The sequence below is a fragment of the Flavobacteriales bacterium genome, assembly GCA_020635395.1.
Taxonomy (GTDB): Bacteria; Bacteroidota; Bacteroidia; order NS11-12g; family UBA9320; genus UBA987.
In genome coordinates, this window is record JACJZV010000001.1 from 809499 (window position 1) to 833964 (window position 24466).

Annotated in this window: 17 protein-coding genes; 10 read left to right on the forward strand and 7 right to left on the reverse strand. The window is 39.2% G+C overall.

All coding sequences use genetic code 11. From position 1 onward, the window contains the following. Positions 1-3: 3 nt before the first annotated feature. The 7 genes from nrfD (at position 4) to H6607_03495 (ending at position 7899) form a co-directional block, all read left to right on the forward strand. On the forward strand, positions 4-1350 hold the full coding sequence (nrfD, locus tag H6607_03465; protein ID MCB9261409.1) for a polysulfide reductase NrfD: 1347 nt from the start codon (positions 4-6) through the stop codon (positions 1348-1350). A 21-nt stretch (positions 1351-1371) separates the two neighbouring features. Further along, complete coding sequence (locus H6607_03470) at positions 1372-2271, forward strand: DUF3341 domain-containing protein (GenBank protein MCB9261410.1); 900 nt, start codon at positions 1372-1374, stop codon at positions 2269-2271. A gap of 3 nt (positions 2272-2274) precedes the next feature. Beyond that, positions 2275-3354, forward strand: a complete 1080-nt coding sequence (locus H6607_03475) for a c-type cytochrome (GenBank protein MCB9261411.1) — start codon at positions 2275-2277, stop codon at positions 3352-3354. Positions 3355-3360: 6 nt separating this feature from the next. Further along, positions 3361-4758, forward strand: coding sequence for a quinol:cytochrome C oxidoreductase (locus H6607_03480; protein MCB9261412.1), 1398 nt, complete (start codon positions 3361-3363; stop codon positions 4756-4758). A 139-nt stretch (positions 4759-4897) separates the two neighbouring features. Then, on the forward strand, positions 4898-6502 hold the full coding sequence (locus tag H6607_03485; GenBank protein MCB9261413.1) for an ATP-binding cassette domain-containing protein: 1605 nt from the start codon (positions 4898-4900) through the stop codon (positions 6500-6502). Positions 6503-6518: 16 nt separating this feature from the next. Continuing rightward, the gene (locus H6607_03490; protein MCB9261414.1) at positions 6519-7223 is read left to right on the forward strand and encodes an FKBP-type peptidyl-prolyl cis-trans isomerase; all 705 of its coding nucleotides are present in this window, start codon (positions 6519-6521) and stop codon (positions 7221-7223) included. 73 nt (positions 7224-7296) lie between these two features. After that, the gene (locus H6607_03495; protein MCB9261415.1) at positions 7297-7899 is read left to right on the forward strand and encodes an FKBP-type peptidyl-prolyl cis-trans isomerase; all 603 of its coding nucleotides are present in this window, start codon (positions 7297-7299) and stop codon (positions 7897-7899) included. 59 nt (positions 7900-7958) lie between these two features. Here H6607_03495 and H6607_03500 read toward each other — a convergent pair whose 3' ends face one another. The 5 genes from H6607_03500 to H6607_03520 all read right to left on the reverse strand — a co-directional run bounded on the left by H6607_03500 (position 7959) and on the right by H6607_03520 (position 16226). Beyond that, positions 7959-11315 (reverse strand): WG repeat-containing protein, encoded by a 3357-nt coding sequence (locus H6607_03500; protein ID MCB9261416.1) that lies wholly within the window; start codon positions 11313-11315, stop codon positions 7959-7961. A gap of 19 nt (positions 11316-11334) precedes the next feature. Next, entirely contained in the window at positions 11335-12729 is a 1395-nt protein-coding gene (locus H6607_03505) for a hypothetical protein (protein ID MCB9261417.1), read from the reverse strand. 199 nt (positions 12730-12928) lie between these two features. Further along, the gene (locus tag H6607_03510) at positions 12929-14335 is read right to left on the reverse strand and encodes a sugar transferase (protein MCB9261418.1); all 1407 of its coding nucleotides are present in this window, start codon (positions 14333-14335) and stop codon (positions 12929-12931) included. Then, a complete protein-coding gene (locus tag H6607_03515) occupies positions 14332-15270 on the reverse strand; it encodes a hypothetical protein (protein MCB9261419.1) in 939 nt (312 codons plus the stop codon). Before H6607_03515 ends, H6607_03510 begins: the two co-directional genes overlap by 4 nt. After that, positions 15267-16226 carry a hypothetical protein gene (locus tag H6607_03520; protein MCB9261420.1) on the reverse strand — a complete coding sequence of 320 codons (960 nt, stop codon included), beginning with the start codon at positions 16224-16226 and terminating at the stop codon, positions 15267-15269. The genes H6607_03515 and H6607_03520 overlap by 4 nt, the downstream gene beginning before the upstream one ends. 84 nt (positions 16227-16310) lie before the next feature. Here H6607_03520 and H6607_03525 point away from each other — a divergent pair, with 84 nt between their 5' ends. The 3 genes from H6607_03525 to H6607_03535 are packed head-to-tail and all read left to right on the forward strand — an operon-like array spanning position 16311 to position 19810. Next, entirely contained in the window at positions 16311-16961 is a 651-nt protein-coding gene (locus H6607_03525; protein MCB9261421.1) for a protein-L-isoaspartate(D-aspartate) O-methyltransferase, read from the forward strand. Beyond that, the gene (locus tag H6607_03530) at positions 16945-18129 is read left to right on the forward strand and encodes an N-acetylmuramoyl-L-alanine amidase (GenBank protein ID MCB9261422.1); all 1185 of its coding nucleotides are present in this window, start codon (positions 16945-16947) and stop codon (positions 18127-18129) included. Before H6607_03525 ends, H6607_03530 begins: the two co-directional genes overlap by 17 nt. 46 nt (positions 18130-18175) lie before the next feature. Then, a complete protein-coding gene (locus H6607_03535; GenBank protein MCB9261423.1) occupies positions 18176-19810 on the forward strand; it encodes an amidohydrolase in 1635 nt (544 codons plus the stop codon). Here H6607_03535 and H6607_03540 read toward each other — a convergent pair whose 3' ends face one another. Then, positions 19811-23410 carry a PKD domain-containing protein gene (locus tag H6607_03540; GenBank protein MCB9261424.1) on the reverse strand — a complete coding sequence of 1200 codons (3600 nt, stop codon included), beginning with the start codon at positions 23408-23410 and terminating at the stop codon, positions 19811-19813. It lies immediately after the preceding gene. Positions 23411-23714: 304 nt separating this feature from the next. Next, positions 23715-24386 carry a hypothetical protein gene (locus H6607_03545; protein MCB9261425.1) on the reverse strand — a complete coding sequence of 224 codons (672 nt, stop codon included), beginning with the start codon at positions 24384-24386 and terminating at the stop codon, positions 23715-23717. Positions 24387-24466 lie beyond the last annotated feature (80 nt).

Here is a 24466-nt window from a genome sequence, read left to right on the forward strand (position 1 = left end):
AAAATGTTTGAAGCTGCAATAAGAAAGCCACTTGTAACGGGTAACAAATCCATTAGCGATGTTACCGAGGATATATGTAGGCCAATTGAAAACAAACCCACCAAACAATGGTGGTTAGGTTTTACCGTGTCATTCATTTTATTGATTGTCATGGTGCTTTCACTTGGCTGGACCGTATGGGAAGGTATCGGAACTTGGGGAGTAAACAAAACCGTAATGTGGGGTTGGGATATTACCAACTTCGTATTTTGGGTTGGTATTGGACATGCCGGAACGCTGATTTCTGCCATCCTACTTTTGTTCCGTCAAAAATGGAGAATGAGTATAAACAGAAGTGCAGAGGCCATGACCATTTTTGCGGTTCTGTGTGCGGCACAGTTCCCGTTGTTTCACATGGGTAGAGTTTGGTTGGGATATTGGCCATTGCCATTGCCCAACGCCTTTGGTTCATTGTGGCCAAACCCTAACTCTCCGTTGATGTGGGACGTATTTGCGATTTCTACCTACCTTTCTGTTTCATTAGTGTTTTGGTATTTAGGTCTTATTCCTGATATTGCCACCATCAGAGACAGAGCAACAACCAAAGCACGAAAATTTTGGTATGGATTTTTCTCAATGGGATGGAATGGTTCTGCCAGAACGTGGCATCGATATGAAATTGTTGCCTTAATATTGGCAGGTATATCTACGCCACTGGTATTATCAGTTCATACCATTGTATCCATGGACTTTGCCACCGCCGTAATTCCTGGATGGCACACCACCATTTTCCCTCCATACTTCGTTGCCGGAGCTATTTTCTCGGGTTTTGGTATGGTTTTAACACTGCTTATCATTGTGCGTAAGGTAATGAATCTTACCGACTACATTACCATTGAACACCTTGAGGCCATGAGTAAAGTAGTTATGCTTACTGGTTCTTTGGTAGGTATGGCTTATTTGACTGAGTTTTTTATTGCTGCTTATTCTGGAGTAGAATATGAGCAATATGCTTTCTTGAACAGAGCCTTTGGCCCTTATTCTTGGGCATATTGGACAATGATGAGTTGCAACCTTATTGCACCACAAGTATTTTGGTTTAAATGGGCAAGAACCACACCGTGGTTCCTATTTATCATGTCCATTATCGTAAATATTGGTATGTGGTTCGAGCGATTTGTAATTATCGTTACCTCATTGCATAGAGATTATTTGCCATCATCATGGGCAATGTATAGTGCAACGTATGTAGAAGTTGGTATTTTCCTTGGCACAATGGGATTGTTCTTTACCTGCTTCTTCTTATTTGCGAAATTTTTGCCAGTTGTTAACATGGCGGAGGTTAAAGGAATTATTAAAAGTAGAGAGTAATATTATTTTAAATCCTGAAGGATGTTAGAAAAAGAATTAATATTAGGTGTTTACGACGACGGAGATAAACTTCTCAACGCCGTTCATAAACTTAGAAAAAAAGGTGTAGAAATATTTGATTGCTACACACCTTATCCCGTTCACAATTTGGATAAGGAAATGGGTATTAACCGTTCAAATCTTACGGTAGGTGCTTTTATCTGTGGTTTTCTTGGATTCATTAGTGGATTGTTATTGCAATTTTACATGATGACCAATGAGCTGCATACCTTTAAAAGTTGGCCGATGATTATTGGTGGTAAACCGCAAGATTACACGGTTTTGCCAAGTATGATTCCGGTTACCTTTGAGTTGACCGTATTGTTTACGGCATTTGGTATGGCTTTCTTGTTTTTTGCAAAAAGTAGAATGATACATGGCAAGATTGCCGAAATTGTTGACCCACGGGTTACAAACGATAGATTGTTTGTAGGTATTGAGCCTTCCGCACTTCACGGCATCTCTCGAAGCGAATTAGACGCCATAATGAATGAGACCGGTGCTCTCGAAATAAGAAACTACAACGGCAGTAGCGAAGTCAATACTTCATCAGCCGAGGCATCTCAACCAAAAGTTGAAGAGTCAAAGGTGGTTGAAACAAGTGCTGACCTGTCAGAAGAAGAACGTACGGAGAAAATGTCGTTCTTGAAGTCGGTGGTTGGGGAATTTTCAGCCGACAATATGGACGACTTGAAACAAATTAATGGCGTTGGGCCAGTTTACGAAAAACAACTTCACGAACTTGGTATCTACAGCTTTGAGCAAGTTGCTAAATTGACAGCCGACGCAATTAAATCTATCGAAGATTTAACAAAATATTTCCCCGGAAAAATTGAGCGAGAAGATTGGGTAGGTCAGGCTAAAAACTTAATGAATAAGTAAAAAATGAAATTGAAACTTAATTCAGTAAATGTATGGATTATGGCTTCGGTTGTAGCATCTACATCAATGGTAGGTTGCACGGCAGGGGGCAATAATCCAGGATTGGAATATGCTCCGCAGATGTATATTTCAAAAGCGTATGAAGCATATACTCAACGGGATGAAATGCAATACAATCCTTATGGAATGACCATGCGGGTTCCAGTAAACGGAACTGTGGCTAGAGGTCAGGTTGGATTTTTTGACTACAAAGAAGGATATGAGGCAGCGGCATCCTGGTCAAATCCGGTGGCAGCCACCCGAAAAAATGTTTTGACCGATGGTAAAAAATTATATAACATCAATTGCCAACATTGCCATGGGGCAACCGGCAAAAACGATGGCGGGGTTATAAAAAGTAATCAATATGCACCTCCACCATGGGATGGCTATAGCTCTGACTATATTAAAAACTTACCCGATGGACAGGCATTTCACACCATTACCTTCGGTAAAGGAAACATGGGTTCTCATGCGTATGCTTTAACACCCGAAGAAAGATGGAAAGTACTTCATTACGTAAGATTTTTAGGTGCAGGTGCCGATGAAAAGAACTTTACATTTGCCCAGGAGGAAACCAAAAGCACCACGCAAACAATGAATGTTTCTGGTCAAACGGTTGGAAGTGAAGAATTGGTAGATATGAACCCAAAAGGAATGGGGGGCAGAATTGACTTGGGAGCGGATGCTCAAAAAATTCAAAATGCCATTGGCCATGTTAAGTTTGGTGCATTACAATATTTAGACTTCAAAAAAGAAAGCGAACCTCATTTAGATGTGATTGCTGATTTTATGAAATCGCACCCCGAATATAAAGCGGTAGTAACCGGATATGCTGCTCCATCAATGAATATTGGTGGTAAAGCCGCTGGCGAAATTGGTCTAATTCGTGCCAAAACAGTGTGTAAATATTTGGCATCTAAAGGAATTTCGATGGAGCATTTAACACCTAAAAGTGGGGCTGATACCGAAGTTGCCGGAAGTAACGAAACCAAAGAGGGTAGAGAAGAAAATAGAAGAGTAGAAATTTATTTCATAAAATAGGTACAAATGGGACACCATCATATTACAGAAGTAAAAGAAGAAAAATTTGAGTTTACCAGCCGCTCTAGAATGTTTGTGGGCTTGGTATTCATTGTTGGATTGATTCTTACGTTTGTTGGTTTTTCAAAAATGAAAAGTACCAACGAGCATGGCAATAAACACGCAAAGGTGGAACATGTTGAGCAAAATGTTATTCACGCGGTGGCCAATCAAGAAGGAAACGGTGAGCAACACGGAGCAGAACATTCAGCTGCCGCAGGTAATGAAGCAAACCGCGAGGGTGGCGAACATGCGGGCGGGCATCACGAAACTTGGAAAATGCGTTTTTGGGCAAACCTATTGCTCAACTCATACTATTTCATGTTGTTTGCACTGGCTGCCGTATTCTTTATTGCCGTAAACTATGCTGCAAACGCAGGATGGTCAACCTTGCTAAAGCGGGTAATTGAATCAATTTCATCGTATCTTCCCGTAGCTATCGTTATTTTAATGATAGTGGTTTTTATGGGAAAAGATTACATCTATCACCATTGGTGGCCAAAAATTGGATTAAAACCGGGCGATGCAGGATACGATGCTTTGATTGAAAAGAAATCTTGGTTTTTGAGCAAAGGATGGTTAATGGTTGGAGCTCCGGTAATAATGATTATCTGGGTTTTATTTCGAACCATTTTAGTTCGTTTCTCACACAAAGAAGACGTGGAAGGTGGTACTTCTTTCTTTAGAAAAAGTGTAAACGTTTCAGCAGGATTCTTGGTTTTCTTTGCTTTCACTTTCTCTATTCTAAGCTGGATTTTGATTATGAGCATTGATGCCCACTGGTATAGTACTATTTTCTCTGTTTACAACTTTGCCATTGCATTTGTAACGGGTTTAACGGTAATCTGTTTCTTTACATTATACCTTAAATCAAAAGGATATATGGAAATTGTTTCTGACGAGGTTATTCATGACTTGGGTAAATTTATGTTTGCCTTCTCTATTTTCTGGGCATATATTTGGTTGGCACAGTTCTTATTGATTTGGTATGCAAACATCAGCGAAGAGGGTATTTACTACACCTTTAGATTAGAACATTTTAAACCAATGTTTAGAGTAAATATTTTGATGAATTTCTTCTTGCCATTTTTAATCTTGATGATGAGAAATGCGAAAAGAAACCCCAAAGTGTTGTTGGTGGCTGGAACAATCATTTTGTTTGGCCATTGGTTAGACTTGTTTTTGATGATAATGCCGGGCGTGGTTGGAGAAACAGCTCATATCGGTCTTTTAGAGATTGGAATGACCATGGCTTTTGCGGGATTATTCATTTACTGGGTGTTGCACAATCTGTCAAGAAAGAATTTGTATGCGGCAAATCACCCATACCTACTTGAATCTGCAAACCACGATGTGGGAGTTTAATTAAAATCTTATAAAAGCAAGAAGGCATTTCGAAAAAAGCGAAATGCCTTCTTCGTTTATACACTAAATTAATATCTACAAATGCAAACATTCCTTTTATCTTTGCCGCCCGTTTAATAAAAAGATTCTACGTTAAAAAATGCTTTCAGTTTCTAATTTATCCCTTCGATTTGGAAAAAGAGTTTTGTTTGATGAAGTAAATGTGAAGTTTACTGAAGGCAACTGCTATGGAATAATTGGAGCAAATGGAGCCGGAAAATCAACCTTTTTAAAAATACTTTCGGGCGAAATTGATTCTACAACGGGCGATGTTTCGATAACCCCCGGACAACGAATGGCCGTGTTAAAACAGGACCACTTCGAGTTTGACGAGTTTCGGGTATTAGAAACCGTAATTATGGGGCATAAAGAATTGTATGCCATCATGAAAGAAAAAGAAGCCATTTATGCAAAAGAAGATTTTAGCGACGAAGACGGAATTAAGGCTTCAGAATTAGAAGAAAAATTCGGCGAAATGAACGGCTGGATGGCCGAAAGCGAAGCAGGCGAACTGCTCAGTTCTTTGGGCGTTTCAGAAGAATATCACTACCTAAATATAGAAGATTTGAGCAACAACCTAAAGGTAAGGGTTTTGTTGGCTCAAGCCTTATTTGGCAATCCGGATATTCTATTGCTCGATGAGCCTACCAACGACTTGGACGTAGAAACTATTTCCTGGTTAGAAAATTTCTTAGCAGAGTCAAAAAACATTGTAATTGTTGTATCGCACGACCGGCACTTTTTGGATGCCGTTTGCACACATATAGCCGATATTGATTTTAAGAAAATTCGGGTTTATGGAGGCAGTTATACCTTTTGGTATGAGTCGAGTCAATTGGCATTGAGACAGCAGCAGCAAGCCAATAAAAAGGCCGAAGAACGTAAAAAGGAATTACAATCATTCATTGAGCGGTTTAGTGCCAACGTAAAAAAATCAAAACAGGCCACTGCCCGTAAAAAAATGTTGGACAAACTGAATGTTGACGAAATTCAACCATCAAGCCGCCGTTATCCTGCCATATTGTTTGACCAAGAAAGAGAGGCCGGCGACCAAATTTTGAATATCTCTGGCCTTTCGTTAAAAGGGTATTTCAAAGACATAAACTTTAGTGTTTATAAAGGCGAGAAAATTGCCATATTGTCGAGAAACAGTTTGGCGGTTACCAACTTTTATCGTGTTTTGAACGGAGAAGTGAAACCTGATAGTGGCAACATAGAGTGGGGAATTACCATTCAACCGGCCTATTTGCCAAACGAAAACGACGGATATTTTACCGCTGATTTGAACTTGGTTGATTGGCTGAGACAATATTCTACAGAGAAGGATGAAACCTTTATACGTGGTTTTTTGGGTAAAATGCTTTTTAGTGGCGAAGAGGTGTTTAAGAAAAGCAATGTGTTGAGTGGGGGAGAAAAGGTGCGTTGCATGATTTCAAGATTAATGCTTGCAAGGCCAAACCTTTTGATGCTTGATGAGCCTACAAATCACCTTGATTTGGAATCGATCACCGCATTTAACGAAGGTTTGAAAAACTATAAAGGGTCGGTTTTGTTTACCTCGCACGACCACACCTTTATGCAATCTATTGCCGACAGAATTATTGAAATAACACCAAACGGAATGATAGACAAGAAAACCGACTTTGACACGTATATAGAAGACGAAGAACTAAGAGAACGACGAGAAAAATTATACATTGATTAATTAGTTTTAAAAATAAATGAAAAAAGCAATTTTTGGATTGGCCATAGTAGCTATCGGCTTATCGGCTTGCAAAACTGGAGGAAAAGCGGTAAAGCTAAAAAACGAAGTTGACAGCGTTTCGTATGCTTGGGCTTATGCAATGGTTTCTAATGCTCAGTACATGAAGAGCTGGGATACGTTGAATGTAGAAGTTATAGCAGCGGCCATTAAAGACTATTACGAAAAAGGAGATAGCGGAATGGCTATTTCAATGAACAATGTTCAGAGCGTTTTGGAAACATACGATTCTAAAAAATACAATGTTGTGTTGCAAAAGAACCTTGATGAAGGTCAAAAGTATTGGGAAGCCAACAAGGGAAAAGAAGGCGTTGTAACTTTAGACAATGGCTTACAATACAAAGTGATAACACCTGGGAATGGAGTAAAACCCCAAATAAACGACACAGCTATATGCCATTATACATTGCGAAACGTAAACGGCGAGGTATTGCAATCATCTCAAGAATTTGGCCAACCGATACGATATACTGTTGGAAGTGGTATTCAAGGATGGAATGAAGCCTTGCCAATGATGGCCACAGGTTCTAAATGGGAACTTACCGTTCCGGCTAATTTAGCTTACGGAAAAAGAGGCAACCAAAGCATACCCGGCAATACAACATTGATATTTGAAATTGAATTGTTGGATGTAGTAAAAGGAAAAAATGAAGCAAAAAAATAATAAAATAAGTTGGGTAGTCGTGGTTGCGGCCTTGTCGTTGGCATCATGTTCTGCCATTAAATCGAAAAGCAAAATGGAGGGAACTCAGGCACAAGTAAATTCCGAATTGGCACAAGCATCTGAAGCCACGGGCAAATTGGTTGGAAACAACATTAAAAGTGGCGGTTTTGAAAAACTGGATATGAACGCTTTTATGGCAGGTTTACAGATGGCTTACGACAGCAACTTATCTCCTGATGATTTGCAGAATGCCAGCAAAATAATGAACGACTTTTTGACAAAGCAATTGTCGAAAGTTGGCAGCGAGTGGTTGGCAGAAAATGCCAAAAAAGATGGTGTTATTTCCCTGCCAAGTGGCTTGCAATACAAAGTAATAAAGCAGGGCAGTGGAGCAGTTGCCGCAGACGGAGATCAAGTTTCAGCCCATTACACCGGAAAACTGATTGACGGAAAAATATTTGATAGTTCTGTAGAAAGAGGGGAGCCATTAACCATTGGAGTTAATCAAGTAATCCGTGGTTGGACAGAGGCTTTAAAGATGATGCCGGAAGGCTCTAAATGGGAACTTTACATACCCTACAACTTGGCTTATGGCGAGCGTGGAAGCCCTCCTGCAATACCTCCATATTCAACATTGATTTTCGAAATTGAGTTGATTGATGTTATTGGAAAGTAAACTCTAAATCTTTTAATTTAGAATTGAAAAGGGCGGCACGGAGTGCCGCCTTTTTTGTTTTATTTAGAAACGGCTATAGCATTCTTCTTCCACAGCCAATTGCCATCAAAAGTCAGATATTCCGGTATTTCGCCAACAAAAACTGTAAAAATTCGAGTGGCCTCGTCATACGTTATATTGTCGTAAGTGTTTGTGGTAATCTTCTTTCCGAGGCCATCAATAAGCTCGTAGGAATGGTTTTTTAATGCAGTAATCTCATTGTCGTCACCAATCCAAATGCGAGTGTATTCTATGGGTAGAACAATATCTCCAAAATGATTTATCACACCGTAATAGTCACCTATTTTTACTTTGGCAAGTCCATTTTTAAAGGGTTCGGCAAAGGTAAATTTCATTTTACATAAGGGTTTTCCAAATGCATCCAGATACTCCCAAACGTTGTTTCGATAAATTAAAATACTACCCTCCGAATATCTTGGGCGGTTTTGAATATTGACTTTCGGAAGAATATTCCCAAAAGTATCGATGCAGTGATATTCTCGTTTCAGACACACAAGAGCCAGCCCATTGCCAAAATCGGTGCCGTAGTTAAACTTTGGTTCAATCACCCAGTCTCCTTTTTGGTTGATGTATCCGGTATGGCCATTTTTATTTTTTAGCTGCACCATTGCTCTGCCATCGGCAAATGCCCCGTATTTCGACACATTGTAAATCTTTTTCAATTTATTCCCTGCTGGGTCATAAACGGTTAATATTTTATTTCGATAGGCAAGAATAGCGTGTTGGTCTATTTTAACAGTTTTATATCGTGGTTTTACAATCATTTCGCCATTTGAGCCAACAACCCCCCACAAATGTTTTTTGGCCAAAATCATTGATTCGTTTTTTTGATAAGCCATTTTTCGGTATTTGGGCTTGCATATTGTTTCGCCCGCTGTGTTTATAAGACCATATTTTTTATTTCCATTCGCCACAATGGCCACATCGCCTTTAAAGGCAAAGGTTTTGGAATAAAACTCGTCATTCAACGGATTTCCGTCGGTATCTATAATGATAAAACCATTTTTTCGTTTTCCACTTTTTTTCTTTTCAGATATCTTGATGGCTGCATAATTGCCCGAACACCAAGCAATGTTTTTATAGGGTTTGTCATTTATCTGGCTTCCGTTGCTATCCAAAATGCCCCACCCACGATTTAATCGAACCGGCACAAGCCCATTGTCAAACTCTTTTCTGAAAGCATAAACCGGAACTTCTGTTTTAATCATCTCTCCATTGGCTTTCAGAACATAAGAAGCATTGTCAGATTTTACGAGAGCCAGCCCGTCGTGCATTTTACTCCCCTCCGAGTAGGAATTGTTTATTCGTTGACCTTTGTTGTTATAATAATGGTAGGCATCCGTCCATTTGGTTAATTTGTATAAACTTCCGGAGTCGTTAGACACTCGGTCAATGTTGATGTTGTCGAATGAGGTAAGATATTGGCCGTCTCTATTTATCAAGGCACATGTATCCCATTTGTAAACCACTGCATTGTCTGGGTCGAAAGGTTCTGCAAACGATATGTCATTTCGGGATAGAAGCAAATTGCCATCTGCATCCACGTAGTTCCAAGTACCGCCCACAAATGTTACCATTACCGACGACCGATATCGATTGTACATGAATGAGCTTGCTTTTTGGTAAAGTACGGCTATGGAGTAGTTGTATTTATTTGCAAAATCAAGAGCCATGTCAATGTTTTTATAAGATGGCGGCTGTAAGTAATCAATGGAGCCTTTAAGGTAAATTCTTGCCCGTCCATTCACAAAATCATCGATGAAAGGAGATTGATATTTTTGTTCTTTAAAGTTTCCTTTATGAATAAGTACAAATTCGCCAGAAGCCTTTCGTGCCTGAAAAACATTCAAATTTGGGTCGGATAGCGATTTTGTGTCAATGTAGGTATAGTTCAATGGAACCACAATTTTGCCGATGGTGTGATCCACAATTCCGCAATAGGTGGTAAATAATGAGCTTTTTGTGGAATAATACGATTGACGGAAAACGAACGAAAAGGGAGACCCCTCAACAGCAGTATGGTAGGAAAATTGAGGTTTAAGCCATACCTCACCGCTGGGTGAACGCAAGCCCCAATATGATTTTTCGATAAACCATACCCCCGACTGATTAACAAGATTGTTGACGATGCCCGAGGCGTTGGCATCCATTCCCATTCGCACAGATTCGAGCGTGTTATGATTGGTAAATTCGGCACTATCAACCACCCTTTTGTTTTCCAACTCAAAAAACCAAAGATTTCCATCGTTATCAATACCCTTAATAACATTGTCTGATACACTCAGTTGGCTCATGCGGGGAGCTATCAATTCTTTTTTTGCCAAAAACCCGAAAACGCCAATGCCACTTTCCGTACTCACCTGAATAAAATCATCGTTTAATAGATAAACGGAGCTATAAACATTGGGCAACAACGGAACTAAATTTGAGTCGAGCAAATTGGCAATTCCGTTCGACGAAACCTGAAGATAATTGCTCTGTACTCGGGCATATTCTAAAGTCTCCGGAAGATATTTTCCGTTCAACAGAATCTTGAGTACTCCATTGTTGTTAATAACTAAATGGTTGTTGAAAATGGTACTCACGAAACCCCAGTTGGTGTCGATGGCCTCGTTTGTAGGTGCATAAAAAAGAATGGTATCCTTTTTAAATATAGCCGAGTAATAGTCGTTATAATCAATAATTTCCTCCCAAGTCTGGTCAAAAACAGTTGACGCAGAATCTATTGGATGCCATTTCTTTTTTTGCTTAACAAATTGCCTGTTGCAGACGTGCATATAATCTTCAAATTCACCCAAAAGAAATAATTTTGAATCGACGCAGTATATTCCTGATTTTGAGGCTTCGTTGTGCGTACACCAAAAGAAAAAGTTATCAAAACGATTGCTAAATGTGATGGATTGATAAATGGGTTCGACAATAAATTGCAACGAAGAATCTAATATTCCGTAAAGATTATTTTGCTTTACCAAAAACCAAAGTCCATTGTTAATCGCCTCAATTTCAGAGAAATCGGCTGTTTTTAATATCTCTCCCGAGTAGCTGCAAAAACCAAATTGATTGTTGGTGTTGAAGATAATTTTATCCTGCAACAATTGGTGCAGATTCATACCATGCACGGAAAGTGTTTTGCCCTGTGAATTTATCAGAAAGGTTTCCGAATCAATGTCAACCCTTGCAAAACCATATTTAAAAGAAGATGCCTTGTCGAATTGATTGGCAATTTTTTGATTCCCATTTCCATCAATATAGCCCCACTTTTTCCCATCAAATACTGGATATAAGGTTTGCGACAGCACCAAAAGAGATTTGCAGCATAGCAGTGCCACCAAACTCAAAAACTTCAACCTGTTCATCGTTTTGTTTTTATCAGGTTTATCCTACAGAAAGTGTTTTGATAATAGAACCGAGTTTTTCGGCACTATCTGCATATTGGCCGGAGGGTTTTAAAAATAGTTCAATTTTGCCTTTTTCTCTGGCGAGGTAGATATCTTCTAATTTTATGGTTTTTGTTTTTAATGTGGCCACCTCTCCGGTGGGCATTATGGACAACAAAACGGTGTTTTGACTGCGTTGGAAAACAAAATTTCCACCGTAAAACGTAATCACTTCATTTGTTTCACAATTGAGAGAATAGATAACTGGAGCTGAGGCCGTTTGCACGCCTTCATATTTAAAAATGGCATTTAGCACCACAGCATCGGGTTGTTTGATAATTCTATCCCAATTATACACTCCCATATTTCGTATAGAAACCGCACGCATAAATGTAGTATTTTGGCTGGCTTTCAACTCGGCTGATTGCTCTCTCCGCAATATTTCTTGCTTGTATTTTTGCTGGGCAGCGTTGTATTGAGCCAATGCTGCGGCATAATCTTTACCAAACAGAACAGGTTTAACGTTGGTTTGCTTTTTGGTACTACCTTTACTTACCTCCAATTGGCACAATCCTTTTTCGGGGTCAACACTGGTTATAAAAACGGTTTCCCATTTTTCGGCAAAAAGCCATTTGTTTGCCTCCACTTCTTTGTTATTTTCAAATGTCCAAAGCATATTTCCGGCATCCGATATGCCAAGAGTCTCAAAATTGTCCACTTTCAAATCAAATACAAAGTCTGATTTAGATACTTTCTGGGGTTTTATTGGCATTTTGGTGTCGATAGTTTTTGCTTTATCGGTGGTGGCAACGGTTGTGTTTTGTACTGCTACGGCATTCAGTTCCGACTTGTTTTGCTCAACCCATTTGCCATTGGCTTGGTCGTATTCATAAAAATTAAAATCACCTTCTTTGCTGCTTTTGGTTTGCACGTCAATTTGTTTGCCGTTGGCCAATTTCAAAAGTTCATTGCCCTGTTTGGCATTTATTTCAAACATACCGCCGCTTTGCATATATTCTGTTTTGCCGTTAATGGCAATGCACATGGGCAAGCCACTGGCTATAACAGCAGCGGGGTCGTTTATTTCTGTAAACTCTAATGTAACAGAGCCTGAAACAGGATTGCCGTTTTGATCCACAAAGGCATTGGCCGGAACTTTCACCTTTGCCCCGCTTTCAAAATTAATTTCTGCACCTTTTTCTACGGCAAAAGTGTTGCTTTGGCAGCCAATGGCCAATTGCGATGAGGGTTTAATCCGCTCAAATTTTTCTGTTTTTTGAATGGAAGAGAAGACTTTTTTGGAGTTGATGTCAGCATTTTCTCCATTTTTTTGGCAAGCCGAAATAGAAAATAACAATGCCAATGCGATGATAGATGATGTAAGTGTTTTCATGTCGAACCTTTTTTTAAGTTAAAATTATTGAGACTCAATGAGTCCATTCAACGGGTTAATAAACAAAATGAAAAAAGGTAACCTTAGTTGGGTAGAAAATTGAATAAAGAGTTAACGGAATCTATACTGATATATTACCAAAGAGGTGAAATTAGTTTGTAAATGCCGAAAAAGACAAGCTAAAAGTATTGATTTGAAGCTATTTTCCTCTGCCCTGAACCATAATAAGAGCGGTGTAAATAAGAATTTTAAAATCAAGAGCCAGCGACATATTTTCTACATACAGAATGTCGTATTTCATTCGCTCAATCATTTGTTGCACATTTTCTGCGTAGCCATATTTTACCTGCCCCCAACTGGTAATGCCCGGTTTTACTCGATGTAGCCGTTTGTAGTGCGGTGCTATTTTTATAATTTGGTCGATAAAAAATTGTCTTTCTGGTCGGGGCCCTACTAAGGTCATGTCGTTTTTTAGCACATTATAAAATTGGGGCAATTCATCAAGTCTTGTTTTTCTTAAAAACTTGCCAATTTTTGTAATTCTGGGGTCTTCTTCACTGCTCAATGCAGGACCATTTTTTTCGGAGTCAATAAACATCGACCGAAATTTGTAGATGTGAAAGGGCTTACCGCCGATGCCAATTCTTTCTTGACTGAAAAAAACAGGGCCTTTACTTGTAAAATAAACGATAGCTGCAATGCACACCAAAATAGGGAATAGAATCACCAAGGCCAATGTAGAAATCAGAATGTCGAGAAAACGTTTAACACTTTTTTGCCAATCGGGCATCAAATAAGGACTTATCTGAATTAAAAGTGTTCCTAAAATATTGTTCATTCGCACGCTGCCCGACAAAATATCGTACATATCAGGAATGATTTTAATATTGACACCCAAACCGCTCAGTTGGTCAATAATTTTATTAATCTTGGTGTGGTCGCTTGTTTCTACGGCAATTAGGGTTTCTTCAATCTTTTTTTGGTTAATAATTTCAGGCAAATCGGCATACGAACCAAGTCGCGGAATTTTGCCTTCAAATAGATTTTTATCCTCGCCGTTAACATTTACATATCCTTCAAAGAAGTAGCCCTCACTGTATTTAGCGTTTTCTAATTCGTTGTAAAGTGCAAATGCCTTTTCATCACCACCTATCAAAATGGTTTTAAAGCCAATTTCTCGATGTTTTATTTTTTTTCCGATTCGAGTAGTTAGCAAGGCTCTAAAAAGTTGTGTAATTCCAAAATGAAAACCAAAAAGAGCCAAAAATTCAGCGTAGTAGGCAGTATAGTCTGATACTTTGTCGTCGAGCAGTACACTGAAAAAAATGAGGAGGCTACCGAAAAAACTGACTATCAAGACTTGGCTAAACTCTTTTAGCCTTGATTTGCGTAGCACCTCCCGATATTGTCCGTAGAGGTAAAAAGCAAAAATCCAAAAAACGGGAATGGCTAATAAACCTAAATATAAATTGTTGTCATTAAGGCATTCTTCAATCGACTTGTTTTCGTGAAAATAAGAGCGGTAGAAAAAGAAAAGCAACCACGAAACGATTGCCGCAACGTAATCTAAACCAATGTATAGAAATCTATAAAAACGGGTTTTCAATAATGAAGAATCTTTAGGTTGTCGAAATAAATTCTACTACCTGCACCGCTTCCGTAGCTTTGCAAAAAGACTTTGAATGATGCGTTTTTATATTGCGATTGACTAATATCCGGGTCAAGATGTATGTAGCTTTTTTTCCAAACGGCCACGCCATCGGCGTTTTTGGTGTTGAATAAATACAGTACATTTATGGCACTGCCTATTTGGTTTCCGGCGGCATCGAAGGCATATAGCCCCACTTGCATATTTGCTTCAAGTTTGTAGTTTATCTCCAAATAGGTCGATTTGCCTGCCGGTATCAAAAATTTGCTGATGGTGGCGGCCTCAAATTTTTGGTCGTCTTTGTCAAACTCCACAAACCCGGAAACAAGATTTTTTGCCCCATAACCATATACTTCATTGGGGTCGTAGGTCAGTTGAATACTGTCTTTCTCCACATTTATACCGCTTTTGGCAAGACTGATGGAGCGGTCTTCAAAATCTTCAATCCAGCGAAATTTTGTGCTGTCAAAATATACCACTTGTGGGTGGATGGAGTCTATCTTGCCTGATTTTAAATCAACAGAATCTTGAATGGCTTTATAAAATGGGAAGATAGCTCTATCATCTGTTCGACCATTTCGTTTTATACCGCCAAATATGGTAATTCTTCTTTTGTCGTTTGCCAAAATTGGAATGGTGGCTGGCACCTCAAAAGTGCCAATTAACTGGCCATTGGCATATACCCAAGCGTCAACGATGTCGTGGGCATTGCTTCCCTGGCTGTTGTCGGTTTTTGTTGTCAACGAAAAAGTGTCGATAAACAAATAGGCCGGAATTTGCTCTTCGCGGTCAACAACGTTGCACGAAGTGCCGCCAATTGTCAATAATAATACAGCAAAAGCCGAAAATAAAAGTGTCCTAAAATGGAATTGGTTTTGAAAAAAATCTGTCATTTACGCTCAAAATTTCGTTCTAATTGATCCAGAATGCGATCGGCCACATCTCTTGCCGCAACAAATTCGGTAAGACTAACCGCAGGTTCTGTACCTAAAACGATGCAATAGTAGAAAGATTCTATTTCTTTTTCTAAGATTTCTTCGCTATTTACGCTTTTATGATAGTTGATTTGGTCGTTAATTTGGTCTTCAACAGCCATTTCGTTCTGATTTTCGGAGGTTTCAGAACCCTGCACTATCCTCAAACTCTGGTTTTGATAGTTGAGCGTGTGGTAATTATTGTTTTGAAAAAAGCGAATTTTATGAACGTTTTTGTCGGCAATTTTGCTGGCTGATATGGTGGCCACGCAGCCGTTGTAAAAATCGATACGGGCATTTACCACGTCAGGGTCTTCAAATAAAACCCCAACACCGGTGGCCGAGACCGATTTAACCCGCGAACGCGAAATGGACAATACCACATCAAGATCGGGCAACAAAACCTCTTCAATCAGGTTAATTTTATGTTTTTTGTCTTTTCGGGCTATGTAGTGGTTGCATTCAATTATTCTTGGCTCTAAGTCAAGGTCTTTTATTTCGTTATGAATGTTTAGAAATCTTAAACCATTGCTAACCTGAATTTTTACACCTGCTTCGTAGGCATATTGCGATAATTTTTTTAGCTGATGTTTTGAAATATGAGAAGTGCTGGTAATAAAGACGTGTTTCAGGCTTTTTACTATTTCCAGAATATTTTCATAAAGACAAAAGGTTGGGTCGAAAATTAGAACGGCATCAACTGCTTTGTCCAATTCATCGTAATTTCGGAGGGGCAGCAAATTTTCGAGCTTGTGGCTTTGCAAGCCGCAACACAAGCCAAAATACTTTTTGTCAATAAAATATCGGAGAAAGTTATCGGTAAAGTCTCCTTTTCCAATAATCCCGACATTTAATGTTTTTAAATTTATTTGCATCCTAAAATGACTTCTGCGAATTAAGATTTTATTTGCAGGCGATTGAAATTATGTTTTCATTTATTGTCAAAAAAAGCATACACTTTGCAAGATACATATAAGAATAAAGGCCGCAGAAAGCGGCTTGTTGAGCTACTTCGCAAGAAAGGAATATCCGACGAAAATGTGCTGAACGCCATAGGTGAAGTTCCACGGCATTATTTTTTTCCGGCTGATTTTGAAGATGAGGCTTATGAGGATAAAGCGTTTCCAATTGGTCAAGGACAAACCATTTCTCAGCCCTACACCGTTGCTTTTCAAACCCAATTACTGCAACTAAAACCGGGCAGCAAAGTGCTTGAAATAGGCACAGGCAGCGGATATCAGGCGGCCATTTTGGCTCAAATGGGGGTAGAAGTGTTTACCATAGAGCGTATCGAAGCATTGTATCGCAAAACAATTGAGTTGTTCGAAAAATTGAAATTGCCGATTCATTGTTTTTGGGGCGATGGCAGCGTTGGACTGAAACATAGTGCTCCTTTTGATGGCATCGTTGTAACGGCAGGAGCCAATGATTTGGCCGAGCATTTGAAAGAACAACTTGCAATTGGCGGAAACTTGGTGTTACCTTTAGGGAGCTTAGAAATCCAAAAAATGGTACTCATAACCCGCCTTGTTGAAAACAAATATGAACGTACAGAACATGGTGAATTTAAATTTGTGCCTTTGTTGGGCAAACATGGTTGGAAAATGTAAAATCGGTATTGTATCGGCCTTAGCTTTAATAAGTTTTTCGCTTCAGGCACAAACAAATTTGGTGGTTTCGCCCAAATCGGGTGATGGAATTTTGACCCTCATGGGTCGATACAAACTCAATCAGCACAGCAGCAATCTTGATTCATTCCTTGATTTGAATGATTTGGATCCCACAGACTACCTCATCTTAGAAAAAAAATATAAGCTTCCGGTAAAGGTGTACGACTATACGAGCGGCACTATCAGAGCAACTATTGGGATAGATGATTACGATAGGGCTCTTCGCATTCAGAAGTATAATGAGCAATTGGTAGAAAGCGGAGTAAAAGAGAAAAGCTATAAGGAAGACGGAAAACTATGGGTTCCATTTCATGAAATGATGACTTCTACTGTTGTTTCAAAGCCCGGTTTTAAAAGTTATACCACCAAAATACCCATTTTAGGAAAAGAATATGAAGACGTGGTGGTTGAAGATGCCACTTTAGATAAATGTGTTTATTATTTGGTTAGTGGACACGGTGGGCCAGACCCTGGTGCAATGACCACAAAAGATGGCCATGATCTATGCGAAGATGAATATGCCTACGATGTTACACTTCGTTTGGCAAGAAACCTGATAAGTCATGGAGCTACGGTTTACCTTATTGTTCGCGACCCAGACGATGGCATTCGGGATGAAACCTACCTAAAACCCGATAGACACGAGGTAACTTGGCTAAACCAAAAAATGCCCGTAAACCAAAGGGCTCGGTTGGCACAACGGGTAAATGCTATCAATGCATTATACGAAAAACATAAGGCAGATGCAAAGTTGCAACGTGTAATTGTGACCCACGTTGATTCAAGAAACGAAGGCGAAAAAATTGACATATTTTTTTATCACTGCCCGGGAAGCACTACCGGCAAACAGGCTGCCGACACCATGATGAACACCATATCGGCCAAATACAACGAGCATCAAAAAAATAGAGGATACAAAGGAGTTGTGAAAGCACGCGAATTGTATATGCTGCTCGAAACAAAACCAACCACAGTCTATATCGAATTGGGAAATATCACCAACGAATTTGACCAAAAACGATTATTGATTCCCAATAATCGGCAGGCAATTGCCAATTGGTTGTATCTTGGCATTAGCAAAGATGCCTCACGAGTTTTAAAGCAATAGCAAGTTTCAATCTATACACCCTATTTTTGAACCAAATTTATTGCCAATGATTAGGGGTTTAATCTTTTTTAAAATCGTTTCTTTTTTTATTTCGGCTTGCAGTGAAAAGCCCAAAACAACGGTTGATCTCATTTTGTACAACGCTAAAATTTATACGGTAAATGAGGATTTTGAAATGGCTCAAGCCATTGCCATACAAGCCGATACCATTGTAGCCATTGGTTCTAATAAAGATATTTTAAACCATTATCAATCTGCCAAAACCATTGACTTGGATCAAAAAACAGTTTTTCCGGGTTTGATAGATGCACACAGCCATTTTTATGGGTATGGAAAAAACCTTCAGGAACTCAATTTGAAAGGGGTGGGCAGTTTGGAAGAAATGATTAATTTGGTAGTAAGTTATGCTTCTAAAACAGCCCCAACATACATAATTGGTAGAGGTTGGGATGAAAATAACTGGCACACGCAAGGCAGTATCAATAAATCAAAACTCGATGTTATGTTTCCCACAGTTCCTGTTTTTCTGCAACGGGTTGACGGACATTCGGCACTATGCAATCAGGTGGCTTTGGATATGGCCGGAATTGGACCCAACACCTATGTGAATGGGGGAGAGGTTGAGGTTTTTGGAGATATAATGACCGGAATAGTAAAGGACAAAGCCATGGATTTGGTAAAACAAAAACTACCCATACCGGATAGAAGTTTCCAAAATCAAATATTGATGGATGCACAAAAAAGCTGTTTTTCGTATGGCTTAACCACTGTGTGCGATGCCGGATTGCCCACCGAAACCATCGAGTTGATGGATTCTATGGCAAATGCAAACCAACTAAAAATACGGCTTTATGCCATGTTCGACCCCGATACAGCCAAGATTATAACGTTTTGGGAAAAACATCCAAACCTTAACAAAAGATTGAAAGCACACTCTATTAAACTTTATGGAGATGGCTCGGTGGGAAGTTCAACGGCCTGCCTCAAACATCCGTATGCAGATAATAAAAGCAACTATGGCTTTATCATTGAAAATGAAGATTTTTATCGAAGCATATTGAGGTTTTGCTATAATCGCAATCTTCAGGCAAACACACATTGCATCGGCGACTCAGCCAATAAATATCTGTTGGGTCTATATGCCGATATATTGGAAGACAAGAATGATAATCGGTGGAGAATTGAACATGCTCAATTGGTGGATAATGCTGATATAGATATGTTTGGTCGATTTTCCATTATTCCTTCTGTACAGCCAACTCATGCCACCAGCGATTTTCACATGTTCAACAAAAATGTAGGCTTGATGAACCCATCCTACAATGCTGGATACAATTACAAATCGCTTCTTATGCAGAACAATTATATTGCTTTTGGAACCGATTTTCCGGTAGAAGGAGTAAACCCATTAAATACTTTTTTTTCGGCAACAAAACGAAAAACTTCGGACGGGGAAATATTCAATATCGAACAAGCTGTAACAACTTTGGAGGCATTGAAAGCCATGACCATTTGGGCTGCCAAAGCCAATTTTATGGAAAATGAAGTGGGCAGTTTAGAGGTAGGCAAAAAAGCAGATTTATGCGTGTTTTCAGATGATTTTATGTATGCCCAAAACGCCGATAAAATTCTATGTCTAATGACAATTTGTGGCGGCGAAGTGGTTTTTGATGTGCGATGATTAGTCTCTAACCACGGTAATCGTTCCGCTGTATTTCTCAATTTCGGCATCGTCAATGCAGCCTTCTCTATATCTTAAAATATAAAAATAAGTTCCACCCGGGCATGGCACATCGGTGTTCATCACGTTTCCATTCCAATTAAGCCCCGAGCCGTATTCGGTATCTTGTTTTGCTCTATACATAAGTTCGCCCCAACGGTTATAAATGGATAATTCATAAAAATCTTCTCCCTCCATTTCAATGTCGTATTCATCATTTAGCCCATCCTTATTTGGGGTAATAATGTTCGGAATCATCATTTCAAACCCGTGTTCGTTTTCAATGGTCTGTGTGGCTGTGTCGAGGCATCCTTCTTTGCTTTTGCTAATTAATGATACCTCAAATTTGCCCTTGTCTGGGGCATAATTGTGACTTGAATTTTTTTCAAAACTCAAGTTTTTGTGACCGCTGGCCGGATGTCCGAAATCCCAAGTGGCCTCACCACCTTCTACCAATATTGCCGAAAAATGATACAACGGACAAAGTGAATCTTTGGTGAAGCTAAACTCGGCTTTATTGTCAAAAACGTTAAACTCTTTTGTAATACTATCATAGCAAGCACGTTGATACGGACCAGTGGGAGTGTATATTGGCCGATATGAGATTACCACTTTTCCGGTATCTTTAAAAACAGCACTTGCAGGTCTGCTGCCAAACGAAATAGCTGAATCGTTTGGCCAATACCAACGATAAATTTTATAAATGGGGTCGGATTTATCTATTAATTCTACTGTTTGGTTTCGACAAATATGTCCATCAATTTCAAAATCCACTTCAGGAATAGGAAGAATTATGACTCTCCGCACATCATGAATCGGAGCTGCCGAGTCTGGATAAAAAGCATTGCAGTAATATACATTATTATTGTTGTCGGGATTAACCACACTATCACCGGCATAGAGATAGATGTTGTATATGCCGGGTTTTGTGTATGTGTGATGTACGTTTGAATCTGATTTCGTACTCAACGAATTGTTTAATGAGGCCGTGTCGCCAAAATACCAGACATAATCTGACGAGTGGGTTGAGTTGTTTTTTAATTCAACGGTAAATGGGGTACAGGCCACAGTGTCCGAAATAATATCAAAACGAGGAATGGGGCCTTCAATACGAATTGTTGTATAGGCCGTATCTTCACATCCGGTGGTGTTTTTGATAACATGGGTAATGGTAAAATCGCCAAAACTTTTATATAAATGAAAAGGATTTTTTAAAAAACTGGGTGTGTATCCATCGCCAAAATCCCAGAAGTGAAAAATAATGCTGTCGTTTTGAATGTCATTCACCTTAGATGAATCAAACAGCTGAATAATATCATCACAAAGCAGTTTTTTGCTAATATTTTTAATGCCAGCGGCTATGTCTGCCACCTCAATGTATTTTACCATTGTGTCTATACAACCGCGGCTATCAGCTGATACCATCGTAATTTTATGTTTTCCCAACGAATCAAACTGATGCACCGGAAGAGGGCCTTTCACTTTGTCAAATCCGGTTCCTTCGCCTATTTCCCATTTTATTGTCTCAATAAGGTTGTTCGGTTTTCGCCAATATTGGGTGGTGTCGTGCCAGTAGGTAATGGTGTCGAAAAACTGTACCGACGTGCCGGGACACACGGGGGTTGGGAATAAAAAGTTGTTATAAAAACCTATTTCAGTACTTGTGTATCCATCGGACGTGCATCCAGAATCGGTTTCTAAAACCCATGTACATTCCACTTTTTTGGAGCGATAATAAATATGCTCAAACTTTGGCAGTGGGCCAAAACCCGCCGGAATATCAATGGTGTCGGCATCTTCGCCTTTATTCCATGTCACCATTATTTTTCGCACATCGGGTTGGTTGCGAACGTAGAGCTCGCCAATTAATTTAAACGGCAAACAACCTGAGTCGGAGAATTTGGCTTGGGCAAAAGGAGTGGGGTTTAACCTAAAGGCTCGGTGATACCAAAATGTATCTTGGCACTTTCGTGAGGGGTCAAGATAATAGTCATTTGGATCGCACGACCTCCAAATAGTGTCGTATCCGGTTTGAGCCAAAATGCCGTAAGTAACCCATCGACTTGTATCGCACGTTTTGCTATATTGTTTGGGCGATTCAAACTGTTCAAAATTATTTTTACCGCAGGCCGAATCGAAGTTTATCAGAATTTTGCTATAACAAGATCCCGAACTAAATCGGACATCCGTTTGCAAACAATTTTTGTCAAGATTTGCTGTAAAATCTTCCGGTACCGGTTTTTTCATCGAAATTTTGAGAACAGTGCTATCCGAACAACCGTGCAATGGGTCGCGGGCAATCAGTTTTGCCTCGCCGCAAAAGCTGGAGTCGTAAAAGTGTTTTCCATCAATATCTACCGAAAAATTGCAGTTAGCGTTTTTGTTTATATTTTGCTTTGTGTTGGTGGTGCAGGCGGGGGCGTGTGGGTCGTTAAACTTCCACAAATACTGCACCGTTCCTGTTCTATATGTCAGTGTTTTGTTGCAGAAATAAACGGTATCTTTTGGGTCGCATTGTTTTTCGTTAAACAATTTGGCATTAGCTTTAACACCTATGGAGTATATCGAATCGTATGTAAAACTGATACAATCTCCTTTTTTTACCCTCAACTCAATGCGATACTTTCCCGGAAATTCTGGAAAGAAGAAAGATTCCCTATTGTTGCCAAAGTTGTAAACAAAATTGCCCGAAGAGTCAATAGCGGCCCATTTGTATTCTGCCCCAAATATGGGAGTATGCTCAAAACTGAAATAATTGGGATAGCACAAAATGCTGTCCTTTTTTATGATTTTTAAATCTACTTTGTTCAGGTCAACATTTATAAATTTTCGATAGTTTACCACACAGCCGTTTTTAAAAGTGGCCGTTACATCCACCGGATAGTTTCCCGATTTGTTGTATTGATGCGATATTTTGGGGGTTTTAAAACCCGTAACATTTTGTGAAGAGCCATCGCCAAATTCAATTTTTAGTGAAGCAATAAGTGTACTATCATTTATCCATGTGTTGTCAAACGAAAAACCAAAAGTTTCTGACTCGCACTTTTTGTTTTGAGAAACGTAGTTGAATTTTGGCACAAAATCATATAAAACCTCAATGTTTAGGCTCTTTTTTGCCTCACAACCCTTTTCGTTTGTCAGTTCCACATCTATGGTGTATTTGTTTGGTTTTGCATATTGGTAGCATATTTTATCACCCGATAGAGGGTTTGAATGGTCGGTTTTATTTCCATCCCCCCACAAAATGGTTCGCTTCGTGTTTTTTATTCCGGCATTTCCGGAGGTGGAGTTGTCGAGAATACACACATTGTTGTTGGTAAAACAAAACTGAGTTGAACCATCGAACGTAAGTTTAACATTGGGTAAATCATAAACCGTTATTTGCTTTGAAGTTTTACAATTGCTGCCGTTGCCCAAGGTAATGTCTGCCTCAATCGTAAAGGTTCCGGCAATGGCAAATCGATGTGATGGTGTGGCCACGGTGCTGGTGTTGCCGTCCCCAAATTTCCACGAAACCGATGCCACAGTGGAAGTAGTAGAGTTGGCCGTGAACGTTATCAAGTCATTTACGCAGGTAAAATTGGGGGAAGAAATGGAACATTGGCCAAAAGTTTCAACCTTTACAATGCTTAAAACGCACAACAAGATAATTGTGAGCCGGTTTTTTTTAAGATATGTGCCAATGTTGTTCAACAATCAGGGTAAATTTTGCTGAAGTAATCGTTAACATTCCAAATAAACAACACTTTGTTTATTGATTTACGTTTTTGTGATATTTTGATAGACACTTGCACAGAATAAAAGTTGCATCCATTACAAGATTCATTTCAAATAGAATTGGTTGCTTTTTAAAATGGAAATAGTTTTAATTTTTCTGCAACATACACTGCCGAATGGAAAATAAATGCAGAAATACAGCCATTGGCATCAAAAAGGAGGCCAGCAAAATGTTGGGCATTTCTACAAATGGAAAATGGTTTACATCTTCTATAAAGTCAGTAAAATAAAAGCTATAAACAAAAGAGAAAACAGTGATGAATAGAATTGCAAATCCGCTAATATTCCACGCGAGCAATGCTTTTTTTCGGAGTTTGGTTTTCCAAAGCAAAAATCCAATTATAACTGCGGAAATTCCGACTAAAATATCAAAATTGTATCCTTCAAAGGTGGCTTGTTTTGGGAAAACGCCTTTGAGGTATGCCCCAAAAATTAAAAGCTCTACCAAAATTCTAAACGATTGAAAAAAGACCGGTTTATAAAGTGAGGAGTTAGTTAAAACCGGTTTGAACCGGTTTGAAAATACAACTCCAATAAGAATTGCCATTATGGGTAAAACCACCAAAACAGGCACTTTTGGCGGCATGGCAAGGTTGTTCAAAATGCCGAATTTGCTGATAAGATAGACGTAGGTGAACCAAACCGCCATAAGGCTTACGAAAATCAAAAGTGCTTTTTTCGATTTGGTAGATTGATAAATCAATAGGCCGATGGAGGAAACCATAATGATTGTAAGTGCATAAAATCCGATAGAAACCATTAGTTCTTTTTCATGCAAAGATTATGATTTTTATTTGGGTATTGAATGTTGCAATTTTACCTGTAAATTTGTAACCATTG